The following is a 25,345-nucleotide window of genomic DNA, read 5'->3' on the forward strand; positions in this document are numbered from 1 at the left end:
GATCTAGACGAATGGATGGAATACTATAACAGTGAACGAACTCATCAAGGAAAAATGTGCTGTGGACGAACACCATTGGAAACATTGCTTGATGGCAAATCGATTTGGGCAGAAAAAAATTTAGCTCAAATCTAAACTGACAAACACCTAAAAAAACTGGTAACTGTCAGATCAGGTCTGAGCTAGTACAACTAAACAACTTTGCCTTACCGTAAAGAAACTTTACGGTAAGGCATTTTTTTAACTACTAAAGACTACCGACTACTAAATCAACTCACCCTGGTATGCTGCAATGATCTCAGCAATAGTCGATCGTGCCGCTACCGCTTTGGCAGAATCACCAATTGCGGTGGCTTCTTTCAAGTCTTGCAATGCGTTTTCCATCTCTACACGTTGCTGTGAACTTAAGCGCAACTCTAAGTCGGGAAGAAAGATATTCGCATATAAAGACACTCTCTCAGCCGCGACAATGGCCTGATTCGGATCAACACCAAATGTCGACTCAATTAACTGGATGCTTCTGTTTAATTGACCAATAATTCCCTTGCTGATTTCGCTCATGATCTCATTGGCAACGATATTGGTCAGGTCACCTGCCAATTGAGTTTTGATGCGATTACTGCCTGTCGGATTGTCCTGTGCGATAAATACATCAACGGTGCGGTAGAAAAGCTCGGCTTCAACCTGTTCTTTCCGGGCTGCATCAACGTCTCCATCCCGATTCGTAATAAGTTCACCAACTTCGCCTAATACGCCGCCGATCAAGAAGCTTCTAACCAGTGGAATAATGACATTCTCCCGTGCCAATGCAATATTGACCCGGTCATCCGCATTTGCTTTGTTCAAAGCTTGCCGTCCATTCACAAATGCCAGCGTGATTTGATCATCCAAGTTCGGGTTGCTTCCAGTTTCGAACGTTTGTTTATCCGCCGTCAGCACTTTATTTTCCTTGGCTGCAGTGCCAGTGACTGCTACAAAGGCCGAATGCGCCCTGTCCCACTCCAACGCCAGCTCATCCGTTGTCAAATTGTCAAAATTATCGACCACAGAGGTAACTCGGTCATAAATACCAATCGCAAAAACCCGTTGCAATGACTTGTCTATCCTTTCTGCAGCTAATGAAACTTCGTTTCCATTTCTGATCGATTCAATAGCAGCCAGAATATCCTGGTCAATTGTCAATCCGTAGATTTGATCAATGAATTGCGTTACTTGCAGCAATTCTCCGGAATATGCCGCAGCAATCGCTCCTGCATCGATCGGATCTTGTTCGATCAGATCACCAATTGTCTGAAATCTTGAAACAGCATTGTCAACAAGCGCTGTGTTGCTTGAAACGTCGTATTCAACCAACTTAAGTTCGTTTTCGTAACTGTCAAAAATCGCTGTTATTGCAGCTTGTGCTGCTGTGGATTTTGCAGTGTCATTTGCTTTAGCTGCACTATTCAAATCATTAAGTGCGGTTTCCAGATTGCCACGCACAGTCGCGCCTAAGCGTAACTCAAGATCAGGCATGAAGATCTTGGCAAATTCCACTGTTCCCGAAGCTTCCGCCATTCTTCCCACACGATTCTCAGCTGTTGCAATGTTAGCCATTTCGCCTCTTGATCGGCCAAGCATCCCTTTGTTTAATGCGCTAACGATATCGTCTGCCACAAGATCTGAGCCATCGCCTGTCAATTGAGCTTTAATGAGCGCATTACCTACGGGATTATCGCGTGCAACCAAGGTTTCGATAGTGCGATAAAAAACCTCCCCCTCTTTGAGTTCCTTGCGCATCTCTTCTATATCGGCATTTCTACTTTCCATAGCACCCGCTACTTCGCGCAAAACCGCATTGTAATAAGCTCGGGCCAGTGATGATATTCTTGTGACGTAACGCTCAACAGCGACAACACCAGCATCTTCTTCCGGATTGCTTTTATTCAGCGCCACTCTAATGCGCGCTACCGATTCATTAAACGCAACATCTGCTGCCGGATTGCTACCTTCCACGATAGATTGTTTATCCGCGCTCAGCACTTGGTTGGCTCTTGCAACATTTGCCGAAATCGCTTGAAAAGACGCCACCATTTCATCCAGCATTCGAACTAATTCCGCCGATGTTGCAGACTCGAATTGACTGCGTATATCTGTCATGCGATTAAAAACAACTTGATAAAAAACACGCTGCAAAGTCTTGTCGACTACCTGTGCCGCTAAACTTGGCTCATTTCCATCTTTGATTTCCTCAATTGCAACCAGAATATCGCTGTCCAGCTTGAGCTTATTGGCCGTATCAACTTCCTGTACCAGCGTTTGTAGTGCACCGGCATAAGCAGTAGCAATGGCATCTCCATTAATAGGCGATTCTCTCCGCAACGTTCCAATCGTCTGGTAAGCAGTCACTGCTGTCTGAATTGTTTCAACATTCGCAGTGGTCGCAGCAAATGCGCCCGTACCGCCCATGCCGCATACGATAATCACTAAACTCATAGACAACAGCTTACTCATTGAAGCTATGAGTCCTTTTAGTAAAAACATTCTAAGAAGCTCCTTTTAAGAATTAATTAACAATCATGAGAACATCAATGATAATCATTATTATTTACATAAGCAACAAAATTATATGTACTTATTGCTACTTATGCTTGTTAGATGTTAGAAATTGGCAATCAGGGAAGCTCTGACTGCAATTGGCGAGCCGGGAGTGATATTAAAATCGTTCTGCGCTGCAGCAAAATACTTAGTACTAAATAAATTCTCAAAATTTAACTGAGCACGAACCTGTTTCGTTATCTGTGCGAACAATGCAGCATCGACCCTCGTAAAATCGGGCAATATGACTCTATTAGTTACAGAGGCAAACATATCTCCCCGATAAATCACACCGAATGCCGCACCGAGGCGAGGGGTAAAATCATATCGACTCCACGCCGAAAATGTATGACGCGGAAGCTCTGCTACCGATGCGCCTTTTTTTGCAACACCAAATATGTCACTGGTAATTTCACCGACCTGATAGGCATATCCGCCCATCACACTCCAATTTGAAGTCAGCTGACCATTAAGACTTACTTCAACCCCTTCGGTGCGCTGGCCTTTGGTTAAGAATGTCTGCCCTCCGACGACTGAATTAATGACATTGGTGCGATCCAGCTGATAAACAGCGGCGGTAAAAGCCAAATCAGGGCGTATATCCCACTTAACCCCTGTCTCAAGCGTTGTGAATTTTTCCGGTTTAAGCGTTTCTACAGTCACATTTAATGATGACAGTTGATCACCCGCACGGGGAACATAAGCTTGACTATAACTTGCATAAAATGAAATAGGTTCAATAGGTTTATAGATCAAGCCAAAACGTGGTGCAATCAAGTCATCGTTAGTTTTTAAATGATCTCTTTGGCCATTTCTTTGCCGAAAATCCACCTCAAACATATCATAGCGCACACCTACGATCGCTTGAAGCTGAGGTATTAATTCAATCTGATCCTGAATATAGAGCGAAGTCACATTAACAACGCTACGATTTAAAGCATCAACGTCTCCGCCCGCATTTCTATTCACAAAAGAAATCGGTACATTTGTAATCGAATTACTTAAAGGAACCTGCAAACTGGTACTAGCCAAGTCATTATTAAACAAACCCGTTGCACGCCTGTTGTGGGTTTCCTGGCGACCTATTTCTATACCCGCCATCAGCGTATGCGAGATTGGTCCGGTATTTAACGAATAAAGTAAATTCGTTTGGTTAAAGACATTTTCGCGCGTTGTTGCGTTGTTATAGGCACCCAGCGATACTTGTCCACGATTATCAAGTCCGCCATTTGCAAATACATTCTGATAGAACTTGTCATAAGTCGTATAATTTGTCCGGTTATGCAGCGTAAATCCAGAGTCAAATTTATGCTCAATCAAGGAATTAAATGACAACACATCAATATTTGCATTGCTACGCTTAGGATCGCCAAAGAATTGGGATCTGGATACATCTACGGGTCGACCATTAGCCGAAGTAATACCGCGATCAGCGGTACGATCATCATGAAATCGTTCCATACTCGCGACAACTTTGGTGCGATGCGTCGGTTTAAGAGTTACCGTCGGAGAAACCCCGAGCCGTTCCATACTGACACCATCTCGAAAGCTGCCCGCATCCTCGTATAGAGCATTCAAACGAATTGCAGCCATGTCATTAATCACATAACCGACATCGGCTGTCATTCTTTTTTGGTTAAAAGACCCTCCCTGGAAAGTAAATTCCCGCATCGGATTCCAATTGGCTTGCTTGGTTACACGGTTGACAACACCACCTGAGCCGCCACGACCAAAAATCATCCCATTAGCACCCTTCAGTACTTCGATGCGCTCAATGTTATAAAGATCACGATAGAATTCCGCATCATCGCGGATACCATCAATGAAAAAATCCCCAGTTGAGCGATTACCACGAAACACAAGTGCGTCACGATTGCCTTCACCCTGCGAGACTCCGACACCTGGCACATAACGAACTGCGTCACCAATACTGCGGATCGACTGATCCTTAATTAATTCATTCGTTATAACTGAAATGGCTTGCGGCACATCACGCAAGAGTGTGTTGGTTTTTGTTGCTGTGCTTGTACTGACTGCCGCATATCGATTTGTATTACTGGCAGTGATTTGTATTGAAGGCAATGTTGTGACGGCAGGTTCCGCCGCTGCTGCAGGCACTTCGATTATGGTATAGCCATCGCCTCTTTGCACCACTTGCAGACCGGAATCAGTCAATAACCGATCAAGCGCAGTCTTCATCTCGAAATCACCTACTAATCCTTGGGTTGTTTTTCCCTGCAGCTTTTCAGCATCGATGGCAAGTTTTATTCCCGCCTGTTGAGAAAATTGGGTCAGGGCATCGTACAAGGAACCAGCGGGAATACTGTAGGTTTTCACTGTTGCAGCAGCATTTAGAGATTCCGCACTACCAGGATTGGGTAAACAGAACGTTACTATACTTAAACTAATCAATATCGCGTAAAAACATACACTTCTAGCAAAACCACGGATAATCATAATGGGTTAGAGAAAAATTATTTATGCAACTGCTATTAAATCCTGAAGCAAACAACCATTCTCCGACATCACACAATCGGTAGCAAAATACCCCACCATGAAGCAGCTAAGCATCATGAAGAAATTCATGCTGAGAAGGATTCATCAACTAACCACACCGGATTTTGATCTTGATTGATCAAGACACTATTGATATCAACAGGTATATTTTATTTAGCGTTTAGAACAAAACACATCATCTTTCATATTCTCTTAACCACAATTACCGTCTTTACTATTATTAATTAGAATTCCAACTACCTGTGTATTCCCCTTTCTTTTAGGCTGCCGTTTCGCACATACAAGTTGGTTGAGAAATAAAATTCTGTAATTGCGATTTCTGTGACAATGTTTCATCCAGCACCTGCTTGGCATGGCATGCACAAAGACCGCACTGCTCCGTAACCCCCAAGCAAGCTTTTAAATCCCTCATCCGGTCAGCCCCTTGATAGACGGCCTCACGCAATGCACCTTCTGTTACTCCTTTGCAGATACATACATACATATTGAATACCTTAAATCTATATGTCGGATAAATTTAGTGCTAACAAAACAGAGATCAAATAATTATTAATAATGAGAATGATTCTTAATTATACCAATCTCTTTATAAAATGCAACTCAATCTATTGCCCTTTCAGACTAAATTTGCAAAACCTGAGCACATCATTACAGCAAAGTACAATTGCACAAAGAAAAAGCATAGCCATTGCAGGCTTATAACCTCCTGGAACCATGACTATCCATCAGGAATGGCACACAAATCATTAAAACAAACAACTTATATCTAAAAGACTATGGGTAAACACAAGCGATGATGAATTAGAAGGGCTAACAAAGTGCTTCCAAACGTGCACGATACGGTTTGTCATGAAAATAATGGGAGCGTCCTACTGCACTGATGGGTCTGTTATAAAACCAATCCTCGTCATACCTGCCTTAGCTGCAATGCTCATGATCCGTGCCACATGCTCGTAATGCGCCAGCTTATCCGCACGAATATGTAATTCTGTTTCAGGCGCCTGAGCCACTTTTGCAGCAAAACGAGAATCCAGTTGCTGCAGTTCGGCAGGTTCGCCATTCCAGAAAAGGCTACCATCGGCGCGAATAGCCAACTCAATATGTTCAGGCCGGGTGATATTGGCAGTACTCTCTGCTTTGGGCAGATCAATCTTTACAGAATGTGTCAGCAGTGGTGCTGTAATAATAAAAATGATTAACAAGACCAACATGACGTCCACCAATGGCACCACATTAATTTCCGCCATGGGCGTTTGACGTCCGCTGCCTTGCATGCTACCAAACCCCATTATTGCACCCTTTCAACAGCAATACCGCTTACTTCATTATTAGCGGATGATGATGTCAGCGAAGTAGTATGGGTTTGATGATGGTGGTGATCATCACCTACAGTAATCAGTATGAACAGATCATGCGCAAAAGCTTCCAGTCGCGCAAGCCAAATACGATTGCGGCGCACAAAAGCGTTATAGGCAAGCACTGCAGGAATGGCCACCGCCAGTCCTAATGCGGTCATGATCAGCGCTTCACCGACAGGACCCGCCACTTTGTCCAAGGTACCTTGCCCCGAAAGCCCGATCTGTATCAATGCATGATAAATACCCCATACCGTTCCAAATAAACCGATATAAGGCGCGGCCGAACCCGCAGAGGCAATCAAGGTGAGGCCATTCTCAACACGAGTTGCTTCCTGATCAATGCCATTGCGCAAAGTCCGTGTAAGAAATTCACTGGTACCGCCCGCTGCGGCCAGTTTATGCGAGCTATGAACTTTAGAGTCGGCAGCAGCATCAATACCCAGCTTAGCAAGCTCTGCAAACGCATTATTCGGAGCAGTATCCTTGAACTCAACGTTAACTGCTCGTAAGGAATCAAAGCTCCAAAAATGTTTAAGAAAAGCCTCGGCCCGGCGTTTAGCTATCAAATTAGCGATACTTTTTGTGATAATTAGATACCAACTCGCAACTGACAGTGATATCAACAACACCAACACGCTGATACCAACGTTATCTATTTGGGCGAGGAAATTCGAGAAACCAAGTCCTTTTTCCATTAATTAATTTCCTTGCAATACAAAATTAAAAGGCTGTAAAGCAACCGCCCGAACCGGCTGACCGTTACGCAGCGACGGATTGCATTGCCAACTCTTTACCGCCGTTAATGCAGCTGTATCGAGACGTTCATAACCACTGCTGTTTATCACCTTTGCGTTATCAATATGCCCATTTTCATCCAACTCCACCCGAAGTACCAATTTACCTTCTTCACCCATACGTCTGGAAATGGCAGGATAAGTAGGCGCAGTCAGTGTAGGGCAAGAAACAGACAATTCTGCAGATAACGTTATCGGCCCTGCCGGCATTTGTGTAGGCTGCGCATCAACCATTGATCCAGATTCTTTAGCCTGCTCCACCACCGGTTCCGCAAATGGTTCGGGCAGTGATTCAACATAGTCCTGTTTGGGAACGGCCGGTGCCTTTGCCACGAGACGTTCTTGCTTTGGCTTTACCACAGGTTTCTTTGCCGGCTGAAGTTTAACTGGCGCAGGTTCGGGCAGCGCTTTCGGGACAGTGTCCGCCGTGGGTGCTGTAATCAATTCGGCAAATAATGTAACCACTTGTTCAGATGACGGAATTAAGCGTTGATTCCATAATACATAAAACAATGCAGCGTGTACTATCAGCACAAACAAAAAACCAGGCAATGAGATCAGACGCTGCTGTGACCCCAAGTACTCAATATTTTTCCGAGATAATGAATGCATTGCAGAATAACGAATCCAGAATAGTCTCTTACACTTAGTTCAATAATTTAAAAGGTCCAACACGGTGACTTTGCTTTTAGTCCTTATGGGTGCTACATTACAAGTCGATGCTACGCAACTATGCTGTTATAAAATATGCAGATACAGCAAAAAGAGACCATACTTGCTAAGTTAGTATAATAACGGAAACGATAATAATTATCAATCGCCAAACTGGTAATTTTCAATATACAGCACCTAACTCCTAATCCATCTAAATCGGACATGACATACTCAACACCCGGATTCTGGCGGCGGATCATCTGCCTGATCTACGAATTTCTGCTTTTACTCGCCATTTTATTTATCGCTAGTTTTATTTTTCACCTCATTTTCAGTGACACTCACGCTACTTATTTCAGACCATTATTTCAGTTCTATCTGCTTGTTATTATGGGATACTACTTCATCTGGTACTGGACGCACGGTGGGCAAACGTTGGCAATGCAGACTTGGAAGATGCGTCTTGTATCTGCAGATGGTGAGAGATTAACAAAAAAACAAGCTGCTTTACGTTACTTGTTCGCACTAATTGGTATTTTTTTCTTCGGCATAGGCATTATCTGGGCACTGTTTGATCGCGATCATCAATTCCTACATGATCGGCTTGCAGGAACGCAAATTATTCGAGTGTAAAATTAAATTCCCCAATAATATCAATGTAAAAAATTTAACTTTGTGCTTAACAGAAATGTATAATAAACTCGCTGTTAGAAGTGGTACTGTATAGGAATATAGGAAGGGCAACACGTTAGCCGCACATGTAAAGATTAGTTTTTTGAATCGAACCGGCGAAATAAAAATATTAATTACATTTATATAAAAATCCCCTATTTAAACAGATGCGTAGCCAAATATCAGCGACAAACTTCTTGAAACTCTTATTTAGAGAATTTGCTATCCAAGCTAATGGTGCAATTATCTTAGCTGCAACGCTCTTTATTTTTATCATCGACTTAAATCTGCCGCTGGGTATTGCGGCTGGCGCGCCTTACGTATTGGTTGTATTTGCCAGCTTATGGGTCAGTGGCGTGCAATTTACCTATTTAATTGCTACTCTGGGCATAATATTTGCCATAGCTGATTTCTTCTTATCATCCAACATTGCCGCACCGATGCATATCGTTCTCATTAATCGTGGACTTACTCTACTATTAATCATTTGCACCGCGATTATGATCACCAAGATCAAAAAGGCAAACATTGATATGTCTGCCATCATGACGCAAATATTTATTGATCCCATTACCGGTTATAAGAACAGATATGCCTTTGAAACCGAACTGGATACTGAAATATTGCGCAGCAAGCGATATAGTCGGAATTTGTCTATCGCCATTATTGATATTGATCTTTTTAAGCTATTTTGTGACAACTATGACTACAGAAACAAGAACGATTATATAAAAAGAATTTCCCAGGAGATTAAATCCAATATCAGGATAACAGATCTTTTCTACCGCATTGATATCAACGTATTCGCTATCTTGTTTCCTGAAACGGATTTAGCCGAGGCAAAAAAAGTCTGCGAGGCCATTCGAAAAAAAGTTTCTACCCGATTGGATAAAAGCACAGAAAATAAAATTATAGTCAGCATAGGCATTGCCATACTTGATGGTGCTGATAACAAAATAGATTTATGTAAGCGTGCAGAAGAAGCATTATTTATTTCAAAACGTAACGAAGGAAATCTGGTTTCCACATTGCCTGAAGTTATTAATAAAGATAAGCCACATATCGCAGCAATTTTATCACGTTCAAGATCTGATTGATTTAATTACGATCTTACCTGAGAAAACGCCATTTTCTTAGCTAAACAAACACGAATACTGCAGTATCCCGTCACACGCAAGCACAATAATAAAATGCATGTACGATGCATTAAAGAAATTATCTCCGATTCTCTTATATAATTCAGTGTATCCAATCAGACAAAACGGTAAGTTTCTGAGATACCTATGAATTTAATGAATAAGCCAATGGCCAAGAAATCAAGTGGCCAATCATTCTCACCTAAAGTAGCCCGACTGTTGCGCGAATCTGTCTGCCTAGTTTTAACCGGGGCCGCACTCTATCTGATATTGATATTTTTTAGCTACGACCGCGACGATGCCGGTTGGTCGCATAGCGGAGATCTTAATCCAATTCAGAATGCGGGCGGGCATGCCGGCGCTTGGTTAGCAGACTTACTCTTGTTCTTATTCGGAGCATCTGCCTGGTGGTGGGTCGCATTCTTTCTTTCAGCAGTAGCCTGGAGTTACCGACGTATTGACATTGCCGGAATTTTTGATCGACATTCCCTGCTACTGACCGCAGGAGGGTTTCTATTACTACTGTCAGCTAGCAGCGGTCTTGAATCACTGCGGTTTCATACCATCAGTATCTCCCTGCCATTGATGCCGGGCGGCATGTTGGGAGATGCGATCAGCTACCATCTCTCGAAGATACTGGGCTTTACTGGCGCAACACTGACACTATTAATATTCATCGCCATCGGCTTCAGTCAATTCACAGGGTTATCATGGGTACGTTTTGTTGAGAAAATCGGTGAAAATATTGAGACTTTCCTATTCTTTATGAAAGAAACATGGGAAACACGGCAAGATAAATTCGCAGGAATTATCGCATCGCGCGTACGTGAAGAAATCGTTGAAAGCGAGAAAAAACGCATCGAGGAAATGCCGCAGTTGCATATTGAGTTGCCGACCACGACCATTATCAAATCTCAGCGCATTATCAAAGAAAAACAAACACCCTTATTCTCTGACCTGCCCGATTCACCTCTGCCGCCTTTACACCTATTGGATGAACCGGAAAAAGATTTTGAAGTGTTATCCAAGGAAACGCTTGAATTCACATCGCGCCTGATCGAGCGTAAACTCAAGGAATTCGGCGTCGACGTCAAAGTAGTCGCCGCCTTCCCCGGTCCTGTGATTACGCGCTATGAAATCGAACCGGCAGTGGGCGTCAAAGGCAATCAAGTAATCAATCTCGTTAAGGATTTGGCACGCGCGTTATCGGTCGCCAGTATCCGGGTAGTCGAAACCATTCCGGGGAAAACCAGCATGGGACTCGAGCTGCCGAATCCCAAACGACAAGTTGTCCGCTTACAGGAAATCCTCAGTTCACAAGCCTATGCCGATTCCGCCTCCCCGCTCACCATTGCGCTGGGTAAAGATATCAGCGGTCGCCCGATTGTGTCCGATCTGGCAAAAATGCCTCACGCGCTGGTGGCCGGAACCACCGGTTCGGGAAAATCCGTCGCGATTAATGCCGTTATTTTGAGCCTCATCTATAAAGCTACTCCCGAACAAACTCGTCTCATTTTGATTGATCCAAAAATGCTGGAATTATCTGTGTACGAAGGTATTCCGCATCTGCTCACACCGGTTGTCACCGATATGCGCGAGGCCGCCAGTGCTTTACGCTGGTGTGTCGCGGAAATGGAGCGCCGCTACAAATTGATGTCGGCACTCGGCGTACGTAATCTCGGCGGCTACAATCAAAAAATACAAGAAGCGATCAAAAAAGAAGAGCCGGTGGTCAATCCATTCAGCCCGCCTGAAGAACCACCGGAATACCTAGAAGAACTACCGCTCATCGTCGTGGTAATTGATGAACTCGCCGATTTGATGATGGTTGTGGGTAAAAAAGTTGAACATTTGATTGCCCGATTGGCGCAAAAAGCACGCGCATCCGGCATCCACCTATTATTGGCGACACAACGCCCGTCGGTCGATGTAATTACCGGTCTGATTAAAGCGAACATTCCAACCCGCATCGCCTTTCAAGTGTCCAGCAAGATTGATTCGCGCACCATTCTCGATCAAATGGGTGCCGAAGCCTTGCTCGGCCAGGGTGACATGCTGTATTTGCCACCGGGTAGCGGTTACCCGCAACGCATTCATGGTGCTTTTGTGGCGGATCACGAGGTCCACAAAGTCGTTGAATACCTCAAAGAACATGGCGAGCCTTGCTATATCGAAGAAATTCTGAGAATTGATGACGAAGAAAATGACGCCGGTAGCACGCTCGAAATAAAAAAATCGACGGAAGGTGAAGCCGATCCGCTCTACGATGAAGCCGTCGCTATCGTCGTCAAAACCCGCCGAGCTTCGATCTCTTTGGTGCAAAGAAATTTACGTATCGGCTATAATCGCGCAGCACGGCTGATTGAAGAAATGGAACGTGCCGGTTTGGTTTCATCCATGCAAAGTAACGGTAACCGGGAAGTATTGGCGCCGTCACGCAGTGAATGATCAGATTCCCGGACCAGATTTGCCATGCGTAGCACATCACGACAACTTCACAACAGGAACATTATGGTTCGTTCAAGCTGTGCCATTCTTTTGTTATGCCTCGGCAGCCTGATATCGGTAGGGATTGAAGCGGCTGCCATCGATAGTCTCAAAGCCTTTATTCAGGAAACCCGCACGGTACGCGCCAACTTTTCACAAACGCTGTATGACAAGAATGCCCGCACCCTGCAAGAATCAAACGGCACCATGCAATTCGAGCGTCCGGAGAAATTCCGCTGGACCTATGAAAAACCCTATGAGCAGCTGATCGTCGGCGATGGTACGCAGGTCTGGTTTTATGATCGCGACCTCAATCAAGTCACCATCCGTCAATTCAACATCGCCATTGGCAGCAGCCCGGCTGCGCTACTCGCCGGCAGCAGCACCATCGAAGACAATTTCGTGCTGACGGAACTGGGTCTGCAAAACGAAATCGAGTGGCTTGAAGCCATCCCAAAAAACAAAGAAAGCACCTTCGAATTCATCCAGATGGGATTCTCACCGGAAGGCGCACTTAAAATCATGGCCTTGCGCGATAGTTTCGGCCAAACCACCGTATTGTCGTTCTCAGATCTGGACAAAAATCCCGCACTACCTGCTGATTTATTCAAATTCATACCTCCCGACAAGGCGGATGTCATCAGTGAATGATCCTGGTCTGTTTTCATCCAACCAGCCCAAAGTGCCATTGGCAGAACAATTACGCCCCAAGCATCTGAACGATGTTATCGGGCAAAGCCACCTGCTGGGCACCGGAAAACCGCTACGATTGGCGTTTGAATCGGGCAAACCGCATTCGATGATTTTATGGGGTCCACCAGGAACGGGTAAAACCACGCTGGCGCGCCTCATGTCAACCGAGTTCAACAGCGAATTCATCGCCTTATCCGCGGTGCTGTCAGGCATCAAAGATATTCGCAATGCGATTGAGCAGGCCCAATTGGTTTTGCAGCAAAGCGGACGACATACCATTCTTTTTGTTGACGAAGTGCATCGTTTCAACAAATCGCAACAAGATGCCTTCTTGCCGTATGTCGAACAAGGCTTGATCACTTTCATCGGCGCCACCACCGAGAATCCCTCGTTTGAAGTCAATAATGCATTGCTGTCACGCGCTCAGGTATATATTCTCACCGCTTTGTCGGAACAAGAGTTATCCCGGTTATTCGAACGCGCACAAAAACTGGCATTGGATAATCTGCAATTTTCAGATGAAGCACGGCAACTATTGATCGAATTCTCCGATGGCGATGCCAGACGTCTATTGAACCTGCTGGAGCAAATCAGCACCGCAGCTGAAACCGGGACAATGCCACAAATCAGCAAAGACACCGTCCTCAATGCCTTGTCACGCAATGCTCGCAACTTTGACAAAGGTGGTGACGCGTTCTATGACCAGATATCCGCCTTGCACAAATCCGTGCGCGGCTCTTCGCCCGATGCGACACTCTACTGGCTGTGCCGCATGCTGGATGGCGGCGCCGATGCACTATATATCGGCCGGCGCTTGATTCGCATGGCGACTGAGGATATTGGTCTGGCCGATCCGCGCGCTTTGCGTTTGACGTTGGATGCCTGTGAAACCTATGAGCGACTGGGCAGCCCGGAAGGCGAACTGGCACTGGCTCAAGCTGCTTTGTATCTGGCCTGTGCGCCGAAAAGCAACGCCGCTTATCTGGCCTACAACAAAGCACGTTCCTTTGTGACACATGACAAGTCACGCCGTGTTCCCATCCACTTGCGCAATGCCCCCACGCAGTTGATGAAAGATATCGGCTATGGAGACGCTTACCGCTACGCGCATGATTGCCCGGAAGCCTATGCAGCGGGAGAAAATTATTTCCCGGATGACATGCCTGACGTCAGTTTTTATCAGCCGACGGCTTACGGATTGGAACAGAAAATCAAGGAAAAACTGACTTATTTTCGCAACTTGGACAAACAAGCCAAGCATAAAATATAAAATATCAATTTACACCGGCTATCTTGGAGTTTTTGCATGTTAGAGATTCAACAATTACGCACCGATTTAGATAATGTCACCCGGCAGCTTGCCAAAAGAGGCTACGTCTTTCCTGTGGAAGCATTCAACGCTTTGGAAGCGGAACGTAAAATAATCCAAACACAGACTCAGGAGCTGCAAGCACAGCGCAATGCAGCATCTAAGAAAATCGGTCACGCCAAAAGCAAAGGCGAAGATACCACGGCGATCATGGCCGAAGTGGCGCATCTTGGCGACGCGCTGAAACAGGCTGAAACCCAATTAGAACAAGTTCAGAGCAATTTGCAGAAAATATTGCTCGAAGTCCCCAACCTGCCCCATGCCAGCGTGCCGGAAGGCAAAGATGAAACACACAATGTGCAAATTCGCCGCTGGGGTGAACCGCGATCATTTGACTTTGAAATTAAAGATCATGTCAGTATCGGCGAAGGGCTTGGATTATTGGATTTTGAAACAGCGGCCAAACTCAGTGGCGCACGCTTCAGCTTGATGAAAGGCGGGCTGGCACGCTTGCACCGCGCGTTGGCGCAATTCATGCTGGATACGCATACGCAGGAACACGGTTACACGGAAACCTATGTGCCTTATCTGGTGAATCGCGATAGTTTGCACGGCACCGGACAACTGCCTAAGTTCGAAGAAGATTTGTTTGCGGTTAACGCTGGTGGTGTAACTCCATCCATCACAGGAAATTCACCAGAATTTCATCTCATCCCGACCGCGGAAGTGCCCATTACCAATATGGTGCGTGACGAAATCGTACCGTTGCAATCGCTGCCGCTGAAATACGTTGCGCATACCCCCTGTTTTCGTTCCGAAGCGGGCAGCTATGGCCGGGATACACGTGGCCTGATACGCCAGCACCAATTCGACAAGGTTGAACTGGTGCATATCGTTCATCCCGATCAATCCTATGAAGCACTGGAACAACTGGTCGGTCATGCAGAAAAGATTTTACAGAAATTGGCACTACCCTATCGCGTGATGGCATTGTGCACCGGCGACATGGGTTTTTCAGCGGCCAAAACCTACGACATTGAAGTCTGGTTACCGGCGCAAAATACCTATCGGGAAATTTCCTCATGCAGCAATTGCGAAGCATTTCAGGCTCGGCGCATGCAAGCACGCTTTCGCAATGACAACGGCAAACCGGCGTTGCTACATACCCTAAACGGATCCGGATTAGCTGTGGGACGCACGCTGGTAGCGGTACTCGAAAATTATCAAAATGCGGACGGCAGTGTCTCTATCCCGGAAGTATTGCGACCTTACCTAAATGGCCTTGACCAGCTTGAGGGTATGGGAGGAAAATGAAAAATAAAACATTTCTTATTACTTTATAGGGCCGATCATCATGCAGAATGTAAATACCAGCAAATCAGGCAACAACAGCGATATTGAAACACTGGAAGCTGAAATTCGTGAGGCGGTCGCGCAGGGTTCGCATGTTCAGGAAACCGTCCATCGCCTGACGCTGAAAGCGATGAATGCGCAACACATCGATCTGGAATCCTTGCAACGGATTATCATCGCCGTTATGCAAGGTGTACACGACGGGGCAGAACAGCGATTACAACAAGTAGCCAACCAGACTCTGGCAGCAAAATCACAAATCACCGAAGCCATCTCTGGATTGGATTCAGCATTAGCAGGTTTTGCCGAAGCCTCCAAACTCGCCGTTGAGGAAGCCGCAGGGCAGGCCAAAAAATTCTCTGAAAAGGAGTTGACTCGTACCCGTTCCGACTTGGAAAGTTTGGAAAGCTTATTCCTGGATACACTGCACCATACCGCCACAACCGCGCAAGGATTGATTGCCGATATTCTGCACGATCTCAGTCGTCATGCCCAAAATAACGGCACCGCCGTCGGTTCACAGTTGCAGGAAACATTAGCCACTTTTACGCAGCAAATCGCCTCGGTTGGTCACGCGCAAATGGAAACGGGCGCCACCCTGGCACATACGACGGCTGATTTTGTCAGCAAAATTGCAAGCGGCGTTTTGGCAGGAATCAACGATCAGGCAAAAAACGGCAAGCACTGAGTCGTTTGAACTTCGCAGGCCGTTGAAAAACGTTTCTGAAACGCCGATACGGAGGTGAAAACAGGCGGATGAGCATGTTACGCCTGTTTTAATCATCACCTCCGCAGCACAGATCGTTTCTCTTTGCCTGTTAATCGCGGTCTTCACCACCCAGAGCATCGATCATATCGGTGATCAGTTGGCTCAATTCGCCGGTCATGATAGCGAAATCGCTGGCAAACAGTTCTTCCGTGCTCTCAGTAGGCTCTTTCAGGATATCTTGGGGTGCAATGCGCCGCAGCTGAAGATTGTCATGCAAAACAAATGAAATTTTGCTATTCCAGGTCATCGCGAGCTTGGTCACTTTCTTTCCTGCGCGGATATGCCGCGCCGTTTCATCGGCATCCAGCACATGATGGGTATATTTGACGGTCGCCTTCTCATCGTTCATGCCTTGTAGTTCACAATCACGATCAATGGTAAAGATGGATGGCAAATCGTCGCCTGAGAGCCATCGCGTCATCGCTGACGAAGGCGAAATTTTTGTTTCCAGCGGTGCCAGCGTAAAACCATGCACCGATTTAATCAAAGCTTCAACGAATTCTTCGGCCTTACTGGCACTCGTCGTATCTATAATCAACCGATTCTTCACCGCATCGATCCAGGCATAGGTTTTGTGGCATTGTGTAAAGGCGCGCGGCAATAGCTCGATGATCGTCGCTTCCTTAATATCGCGAGTTTGTTTTTTACCCGGCTTATAGCCTTGCATTTGCTCGATTTGCGTGATGCGGGTTTTAGCGTGCTGATTAATCACCCCGGCCGGCAATAATTTCTTCTCCACCCCCAAAGCAATCAACCATTGCTGGCCATACGCATGCACAAAATTCTGTTGTTCCTCGCGCGGCACAACCCAGCCGCGGCTTTGCATCTCCATTTGCATGCATTGTTGCAAGGTGTGCTGTGAAAGTGCTTCTTCGAGACTATTCAATGTTATATTCCCGCTGGTGATGCGATAAGCTTGTAAATTTCTGAACCACATAATTTTACTCGATTAACTGATTGATTTATTTTGCAATCATGATTGTATGAAAAAGCTTTACTCTGCCAACAATCTGATGGAAGCGCAGATAGTACTTGATCTGCTTGAACACGCCTATATCCCGGCACAAATTTTTAATCAGCACGCACAAGGCGTAACCGGTGAAATTCCATTCACGCATGCGTATCCGGAAGTATGGGTGATGCGCGACGCAGACTACGAGCGCGGCAAACGCATCGTGCAAACTTACGAAAATACCCCAGTTGCAACCGGCAACGTGCAATGCCCATCATGCGGCGAGGAAAATCCGGCTAATTTTCAGCTATGTTGGAAATGCGGCAGCGGTCTGGAAATCACTCGGTATCTCGATCACACGCACAAGTAATCACAACAATTCTACTGCACAGCCAGTAAATATTAGCGCATTCGCTTACTTGACTGCACACACGACAGCGCTGGCAATATAAAAGCATTTTTGTTGCTCATATCTATTATCTCAAGCGGTTATAAATAATCTTGGGATGAGTATGGCTTTTATCACATCGCCAATTATTCCAATTCCCTAGCATAGCCCATGCAATTAGTTGGTAAATGTATAGGGAAGAATTGATCGGATTCCACAACATCGCAAACTGACATATCTCTCTAAGAATATTAGGGAATTATCGATGTTAAGTGTACTTTTCGCGCACCAATTTGGAAACCTATTTTAATCAATGCTTCATCTGTGCTGACAGTTTTGTCAGCAGAAATCTTAAAAAGGAAATCAGTATGGATCACATCTTATATTGGAATAATGTCGCACTCGAGGCCAATCGCCGCGACTTCAGTAATGTACCTGGCACCGATAATCCCAATCCTAAACCTGAACAGGGCGGCCCGACACTCAGTTCCCGTGCCTTGGCCATTGTACATTTGGCAATGTATGACGCGCATGCTGGTGTCATCAGCAATCCGGCCACGCTGCCACGCTACCTCGCTTCACCATCCGCACCGGTTGGTGGCGCCAGCGCGGCCGCATCAGTAGCAGCTGCAGCACATGCTTGCTTGAGCGCTTTGTACCCGCGCCAGAAGCATCATTTCGATGCAGCGCACCAAGCTGCAGGCCTATCCGGTGCGGGACTTGCTGAGGGTCATGGCTTCGGACTGGCCGTAGCTACAGCGATACTGGCCGACCGTGCCAAAGATCCAGGTGCAGGCGATGACGGCTATGCTGCTTCGATGCATCCCGGCGGCCACCGTCCCGACCCGGCCAATCCGAAGCAGGGTTTTCATGCACCTTTCTACGGCGCACGCAGCAAGGGTTTCGCAATCACGAAACGGCATGAGCTTGACAAACCACCTGCTCTTGGAAGTGGGGAGTATAACAAGGCACTTAAACAGGTTCGAGGCAAGGGCATTGCGCCTGAATGGATAGGCACACTGCCAGACCACCTCGAGAAACGCACACCGGAAGAAACATTAATCGGCCTATACTGGGCCTACGACGGTCCACGCGAAATCGGAACACCACCACGTTTCTTCAACCAAATCATTCGCAAACTTGTGACAACTGCAATAAATCCGGCTACGGGCATGATCAACACCGTCGATGACAATGCGCGCTTATTCGCGTTCGTAAACGTGACGATGGGTGATGCCGGCATTTTAGCTTGGGATCAGAAGTATATTCACGACTTCTGGCGACCAGTGCTGGGTATCCGTGAACACAGTGCTTCGATGGGACCTGCCGCACCCACACCTTCGCACGCCATCGGTGATGACTGCGATCCCTGCTGGCTGCCGCTGGGTGCCCCCGCAAGCAACAGCAACGATCGCAATTTCACGCCCCCGTTCCCGGCTTACCCATCGGGACACGCTACCTTCGGAGCTGCTGCGCTGCATGTAACTCGGTTATTCTATGGTATTGCTCACAACAATCGCGCCACCGACAAGCTATTCAAGCGTTCCTTGGTTTCCGATGAACTCAACGGTATAACACACGACAATGCTGGTAATGTTCGATCGCGACATGCGCGACACTTTCCGGGTGGACTCTGGCAGATGATCGTGGAGAATGGCTTTTCTCGCGTGTTCCTTGGCGTGCACTGGTCGTTTGATGCGTTCGCACTCGACAACGCCAACAAGCCCGATCTGACGCGCAATATCGGCGGTGTGCCGCTGGGATTAGCAATTGCAGAAGATATTTTTGCTGCAGGTGGAGGCAAGGCGCCCGCTAAATCTTGTGTTGAACCACGACCCTAACGAGATAGCATCAGAGGTATTTAGTAACACACGCAACACCGCTATCGCACACCTCTGATGTCGAATTTTGCTCTCATCTTTTGCAATGATAGCCAATCACTGCAGAACGGAAGATACAAGAAAAATCGGAAAGAATCGACGACTCCCAACAATTTGTACAATAGATAGCTGATGTTGGGGTGTCTGTCGTTACTTAAATAAGAAAATTATGTGATTTTGCTAAGGTCTCTTGGTATGATCGTATGATCGATTGCGATCCAGCAACCACTTGGTTTACCATCCCCTATCTGCATTCAATCACCCAAACACAATCTCATGCTGCCTTCCATCGAACAACGCCTCGCCGCCGAGCTTTCGGTTAAATTTTCACAAATCCAAGCTACCATACAGCTTTTAGACGATGGCTCTACGGTGCCGTTCATCGCGCGTTACCGCAAGGAGGCCACCGGTGGACTGGATGATATTCAGTTGCGCTTGCTTGAAGAACGTTTGCATGCTTTGCGTGAACTGGAAAAAAGGCGATCTGCGATCATTGCTGCGATCGAAAAGCAGAATAAAATGACGCCGGAGCTGCTCGATGCCATCACCCATACGGAAGACAAGGCGCACTTGGAAGATTTGTATTTGCCATACCGCAAAAAGCGCCGCACCAAAGCGCAAATCGCTCATGAAGCCGGTTTACAGTCATTAGCGGATTCGTTGCTGAATAATCCGAGATTGCACCCGGAAACCGAAGCAGCCAAGTACCTTAAAGCGCCTTTCACCACCGAGGAAGGCGATAATCCCGGCGTTGCAGATACGGAGCAGGCTTTGGAAGGCGCACAGCATATCCTGATGGAGCACTTTGCCGAGCATGCACCGCTGCTACAAACTTTGCGTGAATATTTGCGCACGCATGCCATCCTGACGGCCAGAGCCACCAAGGACAAGAAGGATACCGACACCAAATTCACCGATTACCATGATTATCATGAAGCGATCAGCAAAATCCCGTCGCATCGCGCATTGGCATTGCTGCGCGGTGAACGTGAAGGCGTTCTAAAACTGAAGCTATTGCTGGATACTGAACTGGAAGAAAAAGCGCGCAATACTGCACTCAATCCGTGCGAAATATCGATCGCCCGGCAATTCAACATTCGCGATCAAAAGCGCCCGGCGGATGCCTGGCTGATCGATACCGTGCGCTCAAGCTGGCTCACGAAAATTTTTGCGCATCTGGAAACGGAATTGATGGGCAACCTGCAGGAACGCGCTGAAATGGAAGCCATCCAGGTATTTGCGCAAAACCTCAAAGCATTGCTGCTGGCTGCGCCCGCCGGTCCGCGCATCACCATTGGCCTTGATCCGGGTTTACGGACAGGCGTGAAAGTCGCTGTCGTCGATGCGACTGGAAAAGTATTAGCCACCGCCACCATTTACCCGCATCCTCCGAAAAATGACTGGGACAATGCGATCCAGACATTAAAGCAGCTCGCTGAACAGCATCAGGCATCGCTGATCGCCATCGGCAACGGCACGGCATCACGCGAAACCGACCATCTGGCCAAGGATCTGATTAAAAAATATCCGCAACTCAAACTGACGTCGATCATGGTGTCGGAAGCCGGCGCTTCGGTGTATTCCGCGTCCGAGCTCGCTTCACAAGAACTGCCCGATATGGATGTGTCGCTACGCGGCGCCGTCTCGATTGCGCGACGGCTACAGGATCCCTTGGCCGAATTGGTCAAGATCGACCCTAAATCAATTGGCGTCGGTCAATATCAGCATGATGTCGACCAGAATAAATTGGCACGCTCGCTCGACACCGTGGTGGAAGACAGTGTCAACGCCGTCGGCGTCGGTGTGAATACCGCTTCCCCGTCGCTGTTGCGTTATGTTGCCGGCCTCAACAGTAAAATTGCACACAATGTCATCGCCTACCGCAATACCAAAGGCATGTTTACCAAGCGCAAAGACTTGCTGAAAGTCCCCAGCCTCGGCGAAAAAACCTTTGAACAAGCCGCCGGATTCTTGCGCATTGTCAATGGCGCAAACCCGCTCGACGCATCCGCCGTGCATCCGGAATCCTACCCGGTCGTCGAGCGCATCCTTAAGGATTTTAAATTGGATGTCACAACGCTGATCGGCAATCAACCCATCCTTAAATCAATCCGTCCGGAAAAATATGCGGACGAAAAAGTTGGCTTATTGACTATCCAAGACATCCTGCGCGAACTCGAAAAACCCGGCCGCGACCCGCGTTCCACCTTTAAAACCGCCACGTTCAAGGAAGGCATCGAAACCATCCAGGACCTACACCCCGGCATGGTGCTCGAAGGCGTCGTCACCAATGTCGCCGCTTTCGGCGCGTTTGTGGATATTGGCGTACATCAGGATGGATTGGTACATATCTCAGCGCTGGCAGATAAGTTTGTTAAAGATCCGCATGCCGTCGTCAAAGTCGGGCAGGTGGTTACAGTCAAGGTGCTGGAGGTGGATGAGAAACGCAGAAGGATTGCGTTGACAATGCGAGTGGGTGATGGTGCAACGGCCACAAAGCACTAATCTTATTCAACCACATTCGATTTTAATGTTTCCCTCTAATTTTACAGGTCTTGTACTTAATTTCTGCAGATTCAATTCTCCACTCCTTAAAGCAAAGACTGATAGAAAATTGATAGATTGAAAATATAATCAATATTCAGCTGCTTTCAGGCGGAATTTATATCAGAATTATTCCGTGAATCCCTTTGCAAGCGCAAAGTGATGATGGCTCTGAGAATCCACATCCATTTAACAGAACCATGATTTTTATCACAGCGGCATATCACCCGAGTTCTTTCCTATATTTCTCTCGTTATCACTAATAATTTACGTAGTCGTACAAAATCCTTTTCAATCAAAGCAAAGTCGCATAAATAATAAATATGAAGACACCATTATCAGTATCACGTAGCAAGCCGTAATATCTTCTTCCTAAAAACACCCTCTTCTAATCGTATCTTGAACTTATCTTTTTATCATTTAGTAATTAACAACCAAATATATACATAGTTTTCTCGGCCGCAATAATTTATATAAGAATAAGAAATTTACAATACTTATCGAGCACGATTTGTTTGTGAATTAAGTGTAATTTATTTGTGATTTATTTGTGAATAATATGTGAATTTTTTGTGAACTTAGGCTATAATGTCTACTCTAAAAGAGGGATTAACTTGTGACTTTCTTAAAAGAAAGATCGGGAGTTTAAAAGTTCTTTTCAAACGATCCATATCTAAGAGGGATGTTAGAAAAGCTAAATGATTAAACTATTTTTTAACAAAACTAAGTTGTGTATCTAAGAGGAACTTACTTATGGCAACGCATGTAGATAAAGAATCACCACTAAATGACCAATGCATTGAAAGTGTCAATATAAAAGAGAGTGAATCTGCTGCTTTTCAAGCTCAATATTTTTTCCGCGACACTGCTGCTGGCTTAATAACCGGTGCAATGGCTATTCCGCTAACAATTGGGATAGCCATCATGTCCGATTATCCTATCAAGGTCGGTCTCGCCACTGTGGTGTTTGCTTCATTGATCGGATGGCTATTTGCTTGGTTCAAGCCCGGTAATTATATTGGATCACCAGGTATTGCTGCAGGACTCGCGCCTGTTCTAGCACTTGGAGTGGCTTCGTTTGGTTGGGAAAACATGGCATTTTGTATTTTCATGACGGCAATCATGCAAGCCATCATATGGAAGTTTAATTGGCAAAAATATTTGCTGGTAGCTGTGCCGGTATATTTAGTAGAAGGCTTACTGGCAGGTGTAGGGCTAAAAATCTTCTTGAAATTCTCTGAATTTACCTATGAAATTCCAGCGGAAATGGTGACTGAAAATTTCTGGAATGATGCCCGTATATTGATGGTAATCATTTCTACTACAGCGGTTGCGTTTTTCTTGTTCCTCTTTTCGATTTTTAAAGATAAACAGCCTGCAATTCCTTATTTTGCACTCATCGTGGGAGGTATCATCCTGGCGCAATTCGTCAGTGTTCCTATGATCTCTGTTGAGGATGTAGATCTGCAATTCAAGTTACCATTACCCGCAGAAGATGTAACCATGATGATGTTTGTTTACATGATTCTGTTCTGTGCCATGTTGGCAATTGTGGATGTGATCGAGCAAGTAATGAGCAATGCAGCGATTGAAAAAATCGATCCCCTCAAACGCAAAACAAATAGTAACAACAGCCTGCTCGCAATTTGGGTTGCTAACTTGGGATCGAGTTTATTTGGCGGCATGACAAATCTAGATGGTCTTGCCAAAAGCACGACCAACAAATTAGCAGGTGCTATGACCAAGTTTTCGGTATTAGTTATTGGCTCCTTTATTTGTTTCTTCACTTTCAACGTGCAATATCTTGATTATCTACCTAAATTCGCATTGGCGGCGATCATGTTGTTTACTGGCTACAAAATGATTGCGGGATTAGTTCACGTCGCACATTACGGTACATATGCACTGATTCTGGCAGTTATCACGGCAGGTCTCGTATTCAAAATCGGTATCTTTGAAGGGCTTTTAGTTGCGATGATGATTCATGGAATCATTCATTACGTAGTTTATACGAAGCACGGCAATGTGCCAGGCAAAGAAGTTGTCAAACAATATTTCCGCAGTCTCAAAAACAACGATAACTCGAATTTGGAATAATTCTATAGCCGTGGCTGTAGCAGCAATTCAATGCTGCTACAGCACTGAATCGGCTGATATTAACAAAAGTCAGATTTGGTTTCTTAACCTTTTGAGTATTAATTCTAAATCTTTTTTGGTGGGTAACCACGAGGGATTTACTAGGCAATCAGGTTGCTCAGCTATGCTAGTAAGAGCCAATCGAATGTAATTTTCATAACTGCAATATTCTTAACTCTAAAAATAAGTAATACGATGGTAAGTCATAGGAATTTTATTCTTTCTTTAATGATGATATTGGTGGTTTTTTTAGCAATGTATATCGGTACTAAGCAACCTGCTATCAATCCCAGTAGTATAAACATTACATTAAGTGATGATGTATGGGCAGGTATAGCCTTATTTGTTAACTATTTGCTAATAGCTTGTTTTGTTGGGGAACCAAAATCTCAGTCTTTCTCAACCTATGATCCTGATAAGAAATCAATATAAGTAATAACCTTAGAAAAATCATATTAATCTCTAATTCACCGTTTACTCTTCCTCCGGTGAATTCTAACCCTAACTGCCCCCCCTCCAGTTAGGGTTTTTTTTATCAGTAAAGAATTTAATCGAATTCGATATCAATCATCTACTTGCAGTTCTTTAAGCAAAATCCGTCGTTACATTCAAGCCGATCAGCTACACCGCCGCATCATTGGTAAAAATATGAAAGTAAAACGTTCCGGGTTTTTCGGAGATAAAATGATTTGAGAGGAGGAGAAGATGAAAAATCAAATCAGTTATTCGCCGCGGAAGTACGAGAACGATCGGTAAGATTGGGATTCGAGCAGGCATATCGACATCGGATCTGGCAATGTTCAAGGAATGGGGCGAGAAAATCGGGGATTAAAACGTGCCAGCGAAATATTACGTAAGGCATCGGCATATTTTGCGAAAGGATGTTCGACCGCCGACCGAAGTGATGGCGACTCTTATGACAATGCACTAGCCAAAACGATTAATGGATTATACAAGACTGAGGTCATAAAACATCGCGGCTCCTGACGCAGTATCGAAGAAGTGGGGTTTGCTACCTTGGAATGGGTGGATTGGTTCAATAGTCGCTGGTTACTGGAGCCGACCACCAGCAGAATTTGAAATGGCATATTATCGCCAATTAAAGGAGTCAGCTAATGCAGCTTGA

At 45.7% G+C, this 25,345-nt stretch carries 18 protein-coding genes and 2 pseudogenes; 13 read left to right on the top strand and 7 right to left on the bottom strand.

Translation table 11 applies throughout. The annotated features are described in order from the left end of the window. Positions 1 to 135, top strand: a pseudogene (locus tag C8R34_RS03985) (IS481 family transposase); the annotation flags it as partial. A 129-nt stretch (positions 136 to 264) separates the two neighbouring features. On the opposite strand, the gene C8R34_RS03990 reads toward C8R34_RS03985, so the two are convergent. The 6 genes from C8R34_RS03990 to C8R34_RS04015 all read right to left on the bottom strand — a co-directional run bounded on the left by C8R34_RS03990 (position 265) and on the right by C8R34_RS04015 (position 7,858). Continuing rightward, positions 265 to 2,523, bottom strand: a complete 2,259-nt coding sequence (locus C8R34_RS03990; RefSeq protein ID WP_110338085.1) for a hypothetical protein — start codon at positions 2,521 to 2,523, stop codon at positions 265 to 267. A gap of 117 nt (positions 2,524 to 2,640) precedes the next feature. Then, entirely contained in the window at positions 2,641 to 4,914 is a 2,274-nt protein-coding gene (locus C8R34_RS03995; RefSeq protein WP_258364346.1) for a TonB-dependent siderophore receptor, read from the bottom strand. Positions 4,915 to 5,353: 439 nt separating this feature from the next. After that, a complete protein-coding gene (locus C8R34_RS04000) occupies positions 5,354 to 5,578 on the bottom strand; it encodes a (2Fe-2S)-binding protein (protein WP_110338089.1) in 225 nt (74 codons plus the stop codon). 385 nt (positions 5,579 to 5,963) lie between these two features. Further along, the gene (locus tag C8R34_RS04005; protein ID WP_110338091.1) at positions 5,964 to 6,383 is read right to left on the bottom strand and encodes a biopolymer transporter ExbD; all 420 of its coding nucleotides are present in this window, start codon (positions 6,381 to 6,383) and stop codon (positions 5,964 to 5,966) included. Further along, positions 6,383 to 7,147, bottom strand: a complete 765-nt coding sequence (locus tag C8R34_RS04010) for a MotA/TolQ/ExbB proton channel family protein (protein WP_110338093.1) — start codon at positions 7,145 to 7,147, stop codon at positions 6,383 to 6,385. Before C8R34_RS04010 ends, C8R34_RS04005 begins: the two co-directional genes overlap by 1 nt. Positions 7,148 to 7,150: 3 nt before the next feature. Further along, positions 7,151 to 7,858 (bottom strand): energy transducer TonB, encoded by a 708-nt coding sequence (locus C8R34_RS04015; RefSeq protein ID WP_110338095.1) that lies wholly within the window; start codon positions 7,856 to 7,858, stop codon positions 7,151 to 7,153. A gap of 264 nt (positions 7,859 to 8,122) precedes the next feature. Here C8R34_RS04015 and C8R34_RS04020 point away from each other — a divergent pair, with 264 nt between their 5' ends. The 7 genes from C8R34_RS04020 (at position 8,123) to C8R34_RS04050 (ending at position 16,238) form a co-directional block, all read left to right on the top strand. Beyond that, the gene (locus C8R34_RS04020) at positions 8,123 to 8,533 is read left to right on the top strand and encodes an RDD family protein (RefSeq protein WP_110338097.1); all 411 of its coding nucleotides are present in this window, start codon (positions 8,123 to 8,125) and stop codon (positions 8,531 to 8,533) included. Between the two features lie 236 nt (positions 8,534 to 8,769). Beyond that, positions 8,770 to 9,669, top strand: coding sequence for a GGDEF domain-containing protein (locus C8R34_RS04025; RefSeq protein ID WP_258364347.1), 900 nt, complete (start codon positions 8,770 to 8,772; stop codon positions 9,667 to 9,669). A gap of 186 nt (positions 9,670 to 9,855) precedes the next feature. Then, on the top strand, positions 9,856 to 12,156 hold the full coding sequence (locus C8R34_RS04030) for a DNA translocase FtsK (RefSeq protein ID WP_110338101.1): 2,301 nt from the start codon (positions 9,856 to 9,858) through the stop codon (positions 12,154 to 12,156). Between the two features lie 63 nt (positions 12,157 to 12,219). After that, the gene (gene lolA / locus C8R34_RS04035) at positions 12,220 to 12,846 is read left to right on the top strand and encodes an outer membrane lipoprotein chaperone LolA (RefSeq protein ID WP_110338103.1); all 627 of its coding nucleotides are present in this window, start codon (positions 12,220 to 12,222) and stop codon (positions 12,844 to 12,846) included. Beyond that, entirely contained in the window at positions 12,830 to 14,158 is a 1,329-nt protein-coding gene (locus tag C8R34_RS04040) for a replication-associated recombination protein A (RefSeq protein WP_110338105.1), read from the top strand. Before lolA ends, C8R34_RS04040 begins: the two co-directional genes overlap by 17 nt. A 36-nt stretch (positions 14,159 to 14,194) precedes the next feature. Next, entirely contained in the window at positions 14,195 to 15,511 is a 1,317-nt protein-coding gene (gene serS, locus C8R34_RS04045; RefSeq protein ID WP_110338107.1) for a serine--tRNA ligase, read from the top strand. A gap of 40 nt (positions 15,512 to 15,551) precedes the next feature. Continuing rightward, a complete protein-coding gene (locus C8R34_RS04050; RefSeq protein WP_110338109.1) occupies positions 15,552 to 16,238 on the top strand; it encodes a DUF6781 family protein in 687 nt (228 codons plus the stop codon). Between the two features lie 130 nt (positions 16,239 to 16,368). On the opposite strand, the gene C8R34_RS04055 is transcribed toward C8R34_RS04050, so the two are convergent. Then, on the bottom strand, positions 16,369 to 17,256 hold the full coding sequence (locus C8R34_RS04055) for a recombination-associated protein RdgC (protein WP_110338111.1): 888 nt from the start codon (positions 17,254 to 17,256) through the stop codon (positions 16,369 to 16,371). Between the two features lie 46 nt (positions 17,257 to 17,302). On the opposite strand from C8R34_RS04055, the gene C8R34_RS04060 reads away from it, so the two are divergent. From C8R34_RS04060 to C8R34_RS04085, 5 genes and pseudogenes are all read left to right on the top strand, one after another. Next, entirely contained in the window at positions 17,303 to 17,641 is a 339-nt protein-coding gene (locus tag C8R34_RS04060) for a putative signal transducing protein (protein WP_110338113.1), read from the top strand. 386 nt (positions 17,642 to 18,027) lie between these two features. Then, complete coding sequence (locus C8R34_RS04065; protein WP_132467061.1) at positions 18,028 to 19,500, top strand: vanadium-dependent haloperoxidase; 1,473 nt, start codon at positions 18,028 to 18,030, stop codon at positions 19,498 to 19,500. A gap of 315 nt (positions 19,501 to 19,815) precedes the next feature. After that, positions 19,816 to 22,044, top strand: a complete 2,229-nt coding sequence (locus C8R34_RS04070; protein ID WP_110338117.1) for a Tex family protein — start codon at positions 19,816 to 19,818, stop codon at positions 22,042 to 22,044. Between the two features lie 792 nt (positions 22,045 to 22,836). Next, positions 22,837 to 24,180: a SulP family inorganic anion transporter gene (locus C8R34_RS04075; RefSeq protein ID WP_110338119.1), complete on the top strand. Its 1,344-nt coding sequence runs from the start codon at positions 22,837 to 22,839 to the stop codon at positions 24,178 to 24,180. Positions 24,181 to 25,119: 939 nt separating this feature from the next. Further along, positions 25,120 to 25,345 (top strand): annotated as a pseudogene (locus C8R34_RS04085) (IS3 family transposase); the annotation flags it as partial.

This window comes from Nitrosomonas sp. Nm84, from assembly GCF_003201565.1.
Lineage (GTDB): Bacteria > Pseudomonadota > Gammaproteobacteria > Burkholderiales > Nitrosomonadaceae > Nitrosomonas.